This window comes from Streptomyces kunmingensis (genome assembly GCF_039533535.1).
Classification (GTDB): domain Bacteria; phylum Actinomycetota; class Actinomycetes; order Streptomycetales; family Streptomycetaceae; genus Streptomyces; species Streptomyces kunmingensis.
This window is the reverse complement of sequence record NZ_BAAATS010000045.1, coordinates 20,392-33,407: the sequence shown is the minus strand read 5'-3', so window position 1 is coordinate 33,407 and position 13,016 is coordinate 20,392. Positions and strand designations below refer to the sequence as shown.

General features: G+C 73.9%; 5 protein-coding genes. 2 read left to right on the top strand and 3 right to left on the bottom strand.

Annotated elements, in window-relative coordinates; translation table 11 throughout:
• Positions 1–23 precede the first annotated feature (23 nt).
• Positions 24–962, bottom strand: a complete 939-nt coding sequence (locus ABD366_RS39035) for a glycoside hydrolase family 113 protein (RefSeq protein ID WP_324767990.1) — start codon at positions 960–962, stop codon at positions 24–26.
• A 68-nt stretch (positions 963–1,030) separates the two neighbouring features.
• Entirely contained in the window at positions 1,031–2,584 is a 1,554-nt protein-coding gene (locus ABD366_RS39030; protein ID WP_324767991.1) for an FAD-dependent monooxygenase, read from the bottom strand.
• Positions 2,585–2,757: 173 nt separating this feature from the next.
• On the opposite strand from ABD366_RS39030, the gene ABD366_RS39025 reads away from it, so the two are divergent.
• Positions 2,758–3,831: an arylcarboxylate reductase gene (locus ABD366_RS39025; RefSeq protein WP_324767992.1), complete on the top strand. Its 1,074-nt coding sequence runs from the start codon at positions 2,758–2,760 to the stop codon at positions 3,829–3,831.
• 51 nt (positions 3,832–3,882) lie between these two features.
• On the top strand, positions 3,883–11,997 hold the full coding sequence (locus tag ABD366_RS39020; protein ID WP_344443381.1) for a type I polyketide synthase: 8,115 nt from the start codon (positions 3,883–3,885) through the stop codon (positions 11,995–11,997).
• Positions 11,998–12,028: 31 nt separating this feature from the next.
• Here the strand turns inward: ABD366_RS39020 and ABD366_RS39015 are convergent, their stop codons facing one another.
• Positions 12,029–12,994: an ACP S-malonyltransferase gene (locus tag ABD366_RS39015; RefSeq protein ID WP_324769024.1), complete on the bottom strand. Its 966-nt coding sequence runs from the start codon at positions 12,992–12,994 to the stop codon at positions 12,029–12,031.
• Positions 12,995–13,016 lie beyond the last annotated feature (22 nt).

The following is a 13,016-nucleotide window of genomic DNA, read 5'->3' as shown; positions in this document are numbered from 1 at the left end:
GAGCGGCCGCGGGCTTGACGTCTTCAGGGCCGGGCGTACCTGGCCGCCATCGCGTGGAAGACCTTCTTGGGTTCCCAGCGGGTTTCGTCGAGCATGCGGACCACTCCGTAGGAGGCGATGTCGCGCTCCCCGGGCTTGTCGTAGTTGGCGAAGGAGAACCACAGCGCGGTGTCCACGCCCTCTTCCTCGAAGACCGTCAACAGCTGGCTGAGACAGCGCACTTGCTCGTCCTCGTCCGGTACCGCCTCCGGGGGCGGATTCCATGCCATGCCGCCGAGGTCGGTCGCGCCGCGGTACGCACACGTGCCGAACTCGGTGACGACGACGGGCTTGCCGTGCCGGAAGAACTCGCGCAGATGGGTGCGGAAGGTGTCCGTGGTGTGGGCGGGACGGTAGGCGTCGATGCCGACGAGGTCGAAGGGCGTCCAGTCGATGGTCTCCCAGGGACCGGACGCGTAGGTGACCTGCCCGCCGAAGTGCGTGCGCACGGTGGTGACCGCTTCGGCGAGGAGGCTGTTGACACGCTCCGACACCCGGCCGAGGGAGGACCACCACTGCGGGTCGGACCCCATGGTGTGGACGCGGTGGCCGAAGGTGTCACCGGGGAAGAAGCCGCCGCAGAAGACGCTGATCTCGCACCCGGTCACGAACACCACCCGGGCGCCGGTCCGCCGGACGGCCTCGGCGCGCCGGGCGCAGTCCGCGAAGAACGGCAGCAGTCGCCCGGCGGGCAGGTCCACGGGGAACGGGGCGAACCAGACCTCGAGGCCGGCCTCCGCCGCGTACCGCGCCGCCAGGCTCAGTCGTTCGGGATCGCGCCCCGAGATGCGTACGGTGTCGCAGTGCAGTTCGTCGGCGATCACCCGCATCTCGTGCCGGACCGACGCGGGGTGGAACGTCCTGCGGGTGAACTGCTCACCGGGCAGGAACCCGGTGTCGTAGTTGATGCCGCGTGCGCGCACGTCACCGCCCCTGCCCGCGTACGGGCCCGTGTTCCGGCCGCCGAAGAAGAGTTCGCGCGTCCATCGGGTCAGCCGAACCAGCCCGCCAGCGCGGTACGGAGACCGTCCTGGACCCGGCCGGAGGGCTCGTCGGGGGCGGCCGCCCAGGCGACGTAGCCGTCGGGGCGGATGAGCAGGGCGGCCGCCGGCGGTTGCGGGCAGCGGGCGGCGACCACGTCGACCCGGTCCTTCCAGTCCACCGCCGTCTGCGCGAGGGAGGGGTCCGCGCCGAGGTCGAGGAGGACCGGCCGGGCGGCGCGCATGAGTTCGGAGAGCCGGGCCGCGCCGCCGCCGGTCTCCAGGGCGAGGTCCGGGGCGAACCGTCCGGCGAGCGGATGGGCCGAGGTCGTCTCGTAGCGGAGGTCGTCACCGGTCAGGAGGTCGGCGACGCGCTGGACGTTGTCCGTGGAGTGCAGGAGTTCACCGAAGAGTTCGCGCAGGGCGGTGACCTCGGGGCCGGGAGCCATGAGCGCGGTCTGGGCCTGGGTGTGCATGAAGACACGCCGCCCGGCCGCGTGGCGTTCGGCGTGATAGGTGTCGAGCAGGCCGGGCGGCGCCCAGCCCTGAAGGTGTGCGGCCAGTTTCCAGCCGAGGTTGGCCGCGTCCTGAAGGCCCAGGTTGAGCCCCGGCCCGCCGACGGCGGAATGGACGTGCGCGGAGTCGCCCGCGAGGAACACCCGGCCGCTGCTGTAGCGCTCCGCCAGCCGGGTGTTGCGTCCGACGAGGCGGCGCAGCATGTGCGGGCCGGGGCCGGACGGCGGGGCGAGGGGCACCTCGGTGTCGAGGACGCGGCACACACTGTCGCGCATGTCGTCGAGCGTCATCGCCGTCTCCTCACCTTCCGGCGGGGCGCCCCATTCGAGGGTCAGCAGGCGGTGGTTGCCGTCCGGGAGCGCCGCGAAGGCGAAGATGCCGTGCTGGGTGCGGGTGAAGGTGAACACCGGGCTGATCCGGCCGTGGCCGAATACGTCGAGCTCACCGGTCTCCGGGACGAGCATCGACGGTGGCAGCGTGGCATAGGCCGCCCGGGAGACCAGATCGCGGCCGACCGTGCCCGGGAAGTCGATGCCCGCCAGTTTGCGGACGGTGCTCTTCCCGCCGTCGCAGCCGACGAGATGGCGGGCGCTCAACTCGTAGACGCCGTCGGCGCATCGGATCTCGACGGTCGCCCGCTCCTCGCTCTGCCGGAGGTCCGTCACCTCGTGCCCGCGGCGGATGTCCACGCCGAGTTCGCGGGCGCGTTCCGCCAGGACCTGCTCGATGCGCTGCTGGGTCACCGGCAGGACCGTCATCGGGTTGTCCTCCAGCGCGCCCAGGTTCAGCGGGAGGGCGCCGAAGAGGTAGCCGGGAACGGGCCGGGGCACGTCGGTGGCGCCGCCGAACCGCTCGTACAGGCCACGGTGGTCGAGGAACCGGACCACCTGGCCGGCCAGGCCGTTGGCCTTGATCTGCGCACTGGGCGCGGGCAGCCGCTCGAGGACGACCGGACGCAGGCCGGCCAGGCCCAGCTCGCAGGCGAGCAGCAGCCCGACAGGACCGCCGCCGACGATGACGACATCGGTGCTCTCTCGTTCCATGGCCATCACGGATCTCCTCGAAAGGGGCGCAGGATGATCCGGGACCGGGCCCGCGCTCCCGCTGGAACGTCCTTGCGCGCCCACACTAGACACGCCTTCGCGGGACCTGGCCGCGCGGCCGGGCGCACTAGGGGATCCCCTATTCGGTCCCCGCCGATACTGCCGTCATGGTGGTGACGATGAGCACGGAAGAGTCGAGGTCACTGACCGACGGCTGGCTGGCCCAGGACCTCGACGACTGGACCCGGCGCGTGCTGCGGCGGCATTTCGACCCCGAACAGGGCTCCCCCTACTGGCTCAAGCGCCGCACCGAGCTGGACTTCGACCCGCTCGCTCTCACCGGCTACGACGACCTGGCCGCGTTCGGCCACTTCGACGTCACGGCGTTGCGGGACCTCGACCCGGCCGACCTCGTCCCGGCCGCCGTCCCGCGTCCCCTCGGCGGCCGGGTCTGGGAGTCGGGCGGCACCACCGGCAGGCCCAGCCGCGTCCTCTACACCGACCGGATGACGGCGCACTGGACCGCCTGGCGCCTCCACGGCTCGCGGACCGCGGGTTTCCGCCCCGGCGCCACGTGGATCGACGCCTGCCCCTCCGGGCCGCACATCGTCGGTGAGGAGGCCGACTACCTGGCCGACATGTGCGGGTCCACGGTGTACACCATCGACCTCGACACCCGGTGGATCAAGCAGCTGATCCGCAGTGGCCGGCTGATCGAGATGGAGGAGTACGTCGATCATGTCGTCGGGCAGATCACCGACATCCTCGACACCACCTCCGTGGACTACTTGCGCAGTACCCCCGCCACGGTGCACGCCCTCATCAACCGCCGGCCCGACCTGATGGCCAACCTGTCCGGGGTCTATCTCGGCGGCACCCAGTTCACCGCCGACGCCTACCGCAGGTTCGCCGAGGCCATGCCCGGCGGCATCATCGCCTGCACCTACGGCAACACACTCGGCTGCGCCAACGGCCTCCCCTCCCCCGACGGGGGCGCCACCCTCCCCTACGTGCCGAACTATCCGCAGATCACCATGGCCGTGGTCGACAAGAACGACTCCGGCCGTGTCGTGGACTACGACGAGGTCGGCCGGGTGCGGCTGACCGTGCTCCACGAGGACCTCTTCCTGCCCAACATCCTCGAACGGGACCAGGCGGTCCGCGTCCGGACCTCCGCGCAGTGGCCCTGCGACGGTGTGGCCAACGTGCAGCCGCTCCAGCTCAGTTCGGAGATGCCCGAGGGCCTGTACTGAGCCTGCCCGCCCGACCGACCGAACCGTGAACCAGAGAGGCGGGGGCGGCTGATGCTGCGCACCGAGCTCATCAGGCCCCTTCACGAGCTGCTGCCAGCCCACGCCGAACGCCTCGGAAGCAAGATCGCGTTCCGTGACGCGCGGCGGTCCGTCAGCTACGCCGACCTCGACGGGCGCACCCGCCGGCTCGCCGGCCAGTTGGCCCGCCTGGGACTGGACCGGGGTGCGACCGCCGCGCTGCTGCTCGGCAACTGCCTGGAGATGGTGGAGGGTTACCTCGCCGTCGCGCGGGCCGCCGCCGTGGGCGCGCCGCTGAACCCGCATGCCACCGACGACGAGCTGGAGCACCTGCTCGCCGACAGCGGGGCCGTCGTGCTGATCACCGACCCGGCGCACCTGGAGCAGGTGCGGCGGCTGCGGGGCGGCCGTCCGGGGCTGCGGGTGGTGGTGACCGGGGACGGGGCCCTGCCGCCGGACGTCGAGCGGTTCGAGGCCCTGGCCGCCGGCGAACCGACGGTACCGGCCCGGGACGACGCCGCTCTGGATGACGTCGCCTGGATGCTGTACACCTCCGGCACCACCGGCAAGCCCAAGGGCGTGCTGTCCACCCACCGGATGTCCCTGTGGGGGGTGGCCGCCTGCTACGGGCCGATGCTCGGTCTCCAGGAGACGGACCGGGTGCTGTGGCCGCTGCCGCTGTCCCACACCGTGGCCCACAACCTCTGCGTGCTCGGTGTCGTCGCCGTCGGCGCCACCGCGCACATCGTGGACGGCATGGCCGCCGACGAGATCGTCACCGCCCTGCACGAGGACGGGACGACCTTCTTCTGCGCCGTTCCCACCGTCTACCAGGAACTGCTGCGGGCCGCCCGGGACACCGGTCTCGGCACCCCCGGTCCGCGCGTCTGCATGGTCGCCGGCGCCGCCTGCCCGCCCGGGCTGCACGAGGAGTTCGAAGCGGCCTTCGGCGTACGGCTGCTGGACAGCTACGGCAGTACGGAGACCGGCGGCCCCATCGCGTCCACCCTGCCCGGCGGGCCACGGGTTCCCGGCTCCTGCGGACTGCCCGTGCCGGGCCTCGACCTCCGTCTGCTCTCCACGGCCACCGGGGCGGAGGTGCCCAGCGGCGCCGAGGGCGAGGCGTGGGTGAGGAGCGCCGCCGTGATGCTCGGCTACCACGGCCATCCCGAGGCCACCGCGCAGGTGCTGCGCGACGGCTGGTACCGCACCGGCGACCTGGCCCGGCTCGACGAGGCGGGCTTCCTGACCATCACCGGCCGGGTCAAGGAACTGATCATCCGCGGTGGGGAGAACATCCATCCCGGCGAGGTCGAGGCGGCCATCGCCCCGCTGCCCGGGGTCGCCGAGGTGGCCGTGGCGGGCAGGCCCCATCCGCTGCTGGGCGAGGTCCCGGCGGCGTTCGTGGTGCCCGGCCCGGAGGGCTTCGACGCCGGGCGGCTCATCGATGCCTGCCGGGCGCGGCTGTCGTACTACAAGGTGCCGCACGAGGTGTGGGAGGTGGACCGGCTCCCGCGCACCGCGCTCGGCAAGGTCATGCGGCCCGCGCTGACGAAGGCGGACGCCCCGGGGCGGCTGGTGCTGTCGCGTGCGCAGGACGGCGGTGCTCCGCGGGAGGTCGACGCCGGGCAGTGGGCGCGGCGGCTCGGCGAGGCGCCCGCGGACGGCCGCGAGGACGTACTGCTCGACCTGGTCCGGAGCGAAGTCGGCGCCGCACTCGGCCGGTCGGCGGCGATCGCGGCGGATGTCGTCTTCCGGGAGCTGGGGTTCGACTCGGTGACGGCGGTACGGCTGCGCGACCGGCTGATCGACGCCACCGGTCTGCAACTTCCGGCGACGCTGGTCTACGACCACCCGACGCCGGCCGCCGTCGCGGCGCTCCTCGGCAGGGAGCTCTACGGTCCGGCGACCACGACGGCTCCCGGCGCGACGACGGCGGGCACGAACAGCGCGGGTGACGGCGCGGATGACCGCGCGGGTGACAGCGCGGGTGAGGGCGCGGGTGAGGGCACGGACACGGCGGACGAGGCGATCGCCATCGTGGGTGTCGCCTGCCGCTTCCCCGGCGGGGTCACCTCGCCGGAGGAGCTGTGGCGGCTGGTGGCCGACGAGGCGGACGCCGTGGGCCCGTACCCCGAGGACCGGGGCTGGGGCGCGGCGGACGCGGCGCGGGACGGCCATGCGGGGCCCGGTTACGCCCGCACCGGGGGTTTCCTCGACGACGCCGCCCTCTTCGACGCCGCGTTCTTCGGCATCAGCCCGCGCGAAGCCCTGGCGATGGATCCGCAGCAGCGGCTGTTGCTGGAGTGCGCCTGGGAGGCGTGCGAGCGCGCGGGCATCGCTCCGACCGCCCTGAAGGGCAGCCGCACCGGGGTCTTCACCGGAGCCATGGCCGGCGAGTACGGGGCGCGGCTGCTGGGCCGTCCGGCCCCCGAGGGCCTGGAGGGCTATCTCGGCAACGGCAGCGCGAGCAGTGTCGCCTCCGGCCGTCTCGCGTACACGCTCGGCCTCGAGGGCCCGGCGCTCACGGTGGACACGGCGTGCTCGTCGTCGCTGGTGGCGCTGCATCTCGCGGCGCGGTCGCTGCGGGCGGGCGAGTGCTCGATGGCCCTGGCGGGCGGGGTGACGGTGATGTCGACGCCCTCGCCGTTCATCGAGTTCGGCCGCCAGCAGGCGCTGTCCCTCAGCGGCCGGTGCCGCCCGTTCTCGGCCGCGGCCGACGGGACCACGTTCGGCGAAGGCGTGGGACTGCTGCTGCTGGAGCGGCTGTCGGACGCCCGGCGCAACGGACACCGGGTGTGGGCCGTGGTGAAGGGCTCCGCCGTGAACCAGGACGGAGCCTCCAACGGCCTGACCGCGCCGAGCGGCCCCGCGCAGCAGCGAGTCATCCGGCAGGCCCTGGCCGACGCCCGCCTCTCCGCGGCGGACGTGGACGTGGTGGAGGCGCACGGCACGGGCACCACGCTCGGCGACCCGATCGAGGCGCAGGCCCTCATCGCCACCTACGGACAGGGACGCCCGGCGGACCGGCCCCTGTGGCTGGGCACCGTCAAGTCCAACATCGGGCACGCGCAGGCCGCCGCCGGTGTCGCGGGCCTCATCAAAATGGTCATGGCGATGCGTCACGAGGTGCTGCCGAGGACGCTGTACGCGCAGGAGGCGTCGCCGCTCGTGGACTGGTCGGCGGGCGCCGTCGAGCTGCTGACCACCGCCCGCCCGTGGCCCGCGGCGGACCGGCGGCCCCGGCGGGCCGGTGTCTCCGCGTTCGGCGCGAGCGGCACCAACGCGCACCTGATCCTGGAACAGGCGCCCGACGAGCCGTCGGCGGATCCGGCCGCACCCGGCCCCGGGCCCGCCGCGACGGAGGCCGTGGTGCCGTGGACGCTGTCGGGCAGGAGCGCCGCGGCCCTGCGGGACCAGGCGGCGGCGCTCGTGCCGCCGGCCGCCGGTGCCCGGGAGGCGGACGCCGTCGACGTGGGGTGGTCGCTCGCGACCGGCCGGGCGCAGTTCGAGCACCGCGCCGTGGTGGTCGGCGGGTTCACCGCCGGGCTGCGGGCGCTGGCCGGGGGTGAACAGGCGGACGGGGTGGTCACCGGCGTGGTCGCGGACACCGTCAGGAACGGCAGGCCGGTGTTCGTCTTTCCCGGCCAGGGCGCGCAGTGGGCGGGCATGGGCATGGCGCTGGCCGGCACCTCCGCGGTGTTCGCGGCGCGGCTCGAAGAGTGCGAGAGAGCACTGTCGGAGTTCGTGGACTGGTCGCTGACGGAGGTGCTGCGCGGCGAGGACGGTGCGCCACCGCTGGAACGGGTCGATGTCGTCCAGCCCGCGTCGTTCGCCGTCATGGTGTCGCTGGCCGCGCTGTGGCGCTCCTTCGGTGTCGAGCCGGCCGCGGTGGTCGGCCACTCCCAGGGTGAGATCGCCGCCGCCTGCGTGGCCGGAGTGCTGTCGCTGCGGGACGCGGCCCGGGTGGTGTGCCTGCGCAGCAGGGCGATAGCGGAGCTGGCACCGCCCGGCGCGATGGCGTTGCTGACGTCGCCCGTCGAGCGCGTGGAGGAGCTGCTGGCCGAGGGTGTGTCGGTGGCGGCCGTCAACGGCCCGTCGCAGGTGGTGGTCTCCGGTGAGGTGACCGCCGTCGAGAACCTGCTGGCGCAGTGCGCCGGGCGGGGTGTGCGGGCACGGCGGATCGCGGTCGACTACGCCTCCCACTCGGCGGCGATGGACGTACTGGCGGACCGGCTGACGGCCGACCTGGCCGGGATCACGCCCCGGCCCGGCCACGTGCCGATGGTCTCCACGGTGACCGGGGAAGCGGCCGACCCGCTGACCATGGACGCCGGATACTGGCTGACGAACCTGCGCCGGCGAGTGCGGTTCTCCGACGCCGTCCGGACGCTGGCCGGCCGAGGGCACACCGCGTTCGTCGAGATCTCCTCGCATCCGGTGCTGACGGCCGCCCTCACCGACGCCGTACAGGACGCGGAGGTGGTGACCGGCTCGCTGCGGCGCGACGACGGCGGCTGGGACCGGTTCCTGACCAGCGTCGGCGAGGCATGGGTCCGTGGGGTGGCCGTGGAGTGGACAGCCGCGTTCCAGGGACACCGTCCCCGGGTCGTGGACCTGCCCACCTACCCCTTCCAGCGGCAGCGGCACTGGCTGCATGCCGGCCCCGCGGCCGGCGACCCCGCCGCATGGGGCCAACACGCCGCCGCACACCCCCTGTTGGGCGCGGTCGTACGACTCGCGGACGGCGATGGCGTCCTCCTGACCGGGGTGCTCTCGCCGCAATCCCAGCCGTGGCTCGCCGACCATGTGGTGGGCGGGTCGGTACTCTTCCCCGGCACCGGTTTCGTGGAGCTGGCGCTGCGCGCGGGCGACGAGGTCGGCATGGACGTCCTCGACGACCTCGTCATCGAGACGCCGCTGGTGCTGCCGGAGGCCGCCACCGGTGAGGTACGGGTCCAGGTCCGCGTCGGAGAACCGGACGCGACGGGGCGCAGGCCGGTCGGCGTCCACTCCTGCGGAACCGACACCGGAACCGGACCCGAAACCGGGATCGGCACCAGCACCGGCACCGGCACCGAGACCAGGTCCGCTGTCGCCGACGACGAGGGCGACCCGGTGTGGATCCGCCACGCCACCGGATTCCTCACCACGGCTCCGGCCGGCCCGCCCGGCACCGAGGACGCGGCGGCCTGGCCGCCCACCGGTGCCGAGCCCGTCGAACTGGACGACATGTACGAGCAGTTGGCCGACGGCGGCCTCGGCTACGGTCCGGCGTTCCAGGGGCTGCGCGCGATGTGGCGGCGCAAGAGCGAGGTGTTCGCCGAGGTCGCGCTGCCGGTCGAGGCGGGCCGCGACACGGGGTTCGGAATCCATCCGGCCCTGCTGGACGCCTGTCTGCACCCGGATGTCATCGAGGCGGCAGGCGGGGAGTTGCGGCTGCCGTTCGCCTGGAGCGGGGTACGGCTGCACATGGCGGGCGCCTCCGTCCTGCGGGTGCGGCTGCGCCGTGGCGCCGACGGCGAGGTGGCTCTCTCGGCGACCGATGGGTCCGGGGTGCCCGTGGTGACGGTCGGAGCGCTCAGGACCCGCCCGGCGCAGTCGCGGATCGCACGGTCCGGCATCGCGCGCGACGCCCTGCTGCGGATCGTATGGAGTCCTTTGCCGACGCCGGACCCGGAGGCGGGCGGCCATCGCTGGGCGGTGGTGGGGCGCGGGGGCGCGGCCGGGACCTACCCGGATGTGGCGGCACTGGCCGCGGCGGTGGCCGCGGGCGACGCCGTACCCGACTATGTGCTCGCGCCGTGCACGCAGGCGCCGCGTACCTCCCTGGGCGACGCGGCGCACCGCGCCACCGCCGAGGCTCTGCGGCTGATCCAGGAGTGGCTGGCGCAGGAGAGTCTGTCCTCGTCCCGCCTGGTGCTCGCCACCCGGGGCGCGGTGGTGGGCGCGGGCGTCGGAAAGGTGACCGACCCGGTGCACGCCGCCGTATGGGGGCTGGCCCGCTCGGCGCAGTCGGAGCACCCGGGCCGGATCGTGCTCGCGGACTTCGACATCGCCTCCTCGCGGGAGGACTGGCGGATGCTGGCGGCGGCCATGGCGGCGGCCGGGCCCGCCGAGGAGCAGTTCGCGCTGCGGGCGGGCGCCGTGCTGACGCCCCGTCTGTCGCCCGTCCCGGCCGGGGCTTCCGCTCCGGCCCCGCCCGCGCTCGACCCCGAGGGCGTGGTGCTGATCACCGGCGGCACCGGGATGATCGGACAGGTCATCGCCCGGCATCTGGTCGTGGAGCGCGGCGCGCGGCACGTGCTGCTGGTGAGCCGCGGTGGGGACGCCGGTGAACTGCCGGCGGAGCTGGCCGCCGGCGGCGCCGAAGTGACGGTCGCCGCCTGCGACGTGGCCGACCGGGCGGCCCTCGCCGCCCTGCTGAAGAGTGTGGAGCGGCCCCTGACCGCGGTGATCCACGCGGCCGGTGTCCTGGACGACGGCGTGCTCACGTCGATGACGCCCCAGCGGCTGGCCGCGACGCTGCGGCCCAAGGCGGATGCCGCGGTGCACCTGGCCGAACTGGTCGGGGAGCGGGGCGACGCGCCTGCCGCGTTCGTCATGTTCTCCTCCCTCGCCGGGGTCCTCGGCGGCTCCGGGCAGGCCAACTACGCGGCGGCCAACGCGTTCCTGGACGCCCTGATGCAGCAGCGCCGCGGGCAGGGTCTGCCCGGGGTGTCGGTGGCCTGGGGTCTGTGGGAGCAGCCGGACGACGGGCCCGGACTCGCGGCCGACCTGGCCACGGCCGACCGCCGCCGGCTCGCCGCCGGTGCCGTACGACCGCTCACCCCGGCGCAGGGCGCGGCGTTGTTCGACGCGGCGCTCGGTGTGGCCGGGTCGCACGACGACGCGGTGGTCGTGGCCGCCCGGTTCGACCGCGGCCGGCTGCGCGGCACCTCGCCGGCTCTGCTGCGGGGTCTGGCGCGCGGTCCGGTGCGGCGCACCGCCGCGGCCGGCACGGACCGGACGTCGCTGCGGCGGCGCCTGGCGGGCCGTCCGCCGGCCGAACAGCAGGAGATGCTGGTGGAGTTGGTGCGCGGTGAGGTGGCCGCCGTGCTGGGTCACCCCGGCCCCGGCTCGGTCTCCCCCTCCCAGCCGCTGGCCGAAGCCGGATTCGACTCCCTGACCGCTGTGGAGCTGCGCAACCGTCTCGGCGAGGCCACCGCGCTGCGGCTGCCCACCACCCTGGTCTTCGAGCACCCCACAGCCGTCGCGCTCGCCGGGCAGCTGGTCGAGCGGCTCGCGGACAGCGGTGCCGGGGGCGACGGCGCGGAGGGGGCCGCCGAGGGTCCGGACGTCTTCGGCGCGCTGTTCCGGGAGGCGTGTGCGCAGGGCCGCACCGACGAGGGTTTCGCCTTTCTGCGCAGCGCTGCCGGGCTGAGGCCCCGGGGCATCGCTCCGGTGGAGCCGGTCCGGCTCGGCGCGGGCGGCTCGGGGCCGGCGCTGATATGTGTGAGTTCCCATGTGGCGTTGGGCGGGGCGCACGAGTACGCCCGCTTCGCCGCGTCCTTCCGCGGGCAGCACCCCGTGTGGGCGCTGCCCAACCCCGGGTTCGAGCTGTCCGCGCCGCTGCCGCCCGGCCGGGAGGCGCTCGTCGAAGCGCACGCGGAGCACGTTCTGCGGTGCGCGGACAAGGGCCCGTTCGTCCTGGTGGGGTCCTCGTCCGGCGGCGTGATCGCGCACGCGGTGGCCGCTCTGCTGGAGGCGGCCGGCACTCCCCCGGCGGGAGTCGTCCTGCTGGACAGTTACGCGCCCCGGATCCTGGACTCCGCGCTCGCCGCCACCGCGTTCCGTGACGTGCTCGTCGAGGGGCTGCATGAGCGGCAGAGCGCGTTCGCGCGGCTCGACTTCACCCGGCTGACGGCGATGAGCTGGTACGGCGAGCTGTTCGCGCAGTGGGAGGCGGAGCCGCTGGGCGCGCCCGTGCTGTTGCTGCGGGCCTCGGAGCCGCTCTCCCCCGTGCTCGAGAAGGAGGACTGGCGGACCGTGTGGAAGACGGCGCACACCACGCTGGACGTGGCGGGGAACCACTTCACGCTGATGGAGGCGCATGCGTCGAGCACGGCGCAGGCGGTGCGGGAGTGGCTGGGAACGGTGGCGGGGTGACCCCCGCCGCGCCGTCCCCGCCCTCGCCCCGCTACCGGCGCAGCGACACCCCGTGCTCGAAGACCGCCGCGACGGCCCGCGGGACCGCGGCCGGGCTGTCGACGAAGACGACGGGGAAGGGGTAGTGCAGCGCGTCCAGAATGGGTGAAGGGCCCACGATCAGCCCCAGCCCGGCACCGTGCTGCTTCATCTCCCGCGTCAGATGCAGGACGCTGATGGGCTCGACGACGTTGTCGGTGAACATCGCGCGCACCTCTTCGGCGCGGGTGAGGGTCTTCTGCTCCAGGGACGAACAGAGCGTCAGCGCGGGGTCGGTGAACGGCATCGCGCCGATGTGCCCGCGGGTCACCTCCCGGGCCGGTGCGCGCAGCGGGCTGTGCTCCGCCACATCCGCGCCCTCGGTGACGCTGACCAGGCCGCCGGTCTCGGCGCTGAGCTTCTCCAGCGCGTCCCGGTAGCCGCTGAGCATGACGATCCGCACCTTGCGGTCCCTGTCCCAGCCGAAGTCGCAGCTGAGAAACACGCCGTCGCGGTCGGCGCAGAGGTCCCGCGGATCGTCGTCCGGGCCCAAGTAGGCGGAGGCGAGGGCCTCTTGCCGCGCGGGTTCGGGCCGCGCCGCCGTCTCCGGCTGGAGCGGGCGGAGCTCTCCGCGCATCAGCAGCCCCATCAGTTCCTCGCGCGCACACGCCCCGGCGACGCACGAGGCGACCATGCCGCCCAGGCTCATGCCGCCCGCCATGTGCGGGCGCAGCCCTTTCGCGGCGAGCACGTCCTGGATGCCGAGCTGGGCCGCGGCCAGACCGACGGGGACGGCGAGCCGCCGCGACGCGTCGTCACCGTCGCCGTTCTGGCGCACCAGGATTTCGACATCGAGTCCGGTCCACGCCGCGGCCTGCGCGAACGACTCGCGCACTGCCTCGTACCGGTCGTAGAACTCGATGACCCCGCCTGGTTCATAACGGAACTGATTCGTACCAAATATCGATGCCAACGCCACTTGTGTCACCTCCATGACAAGG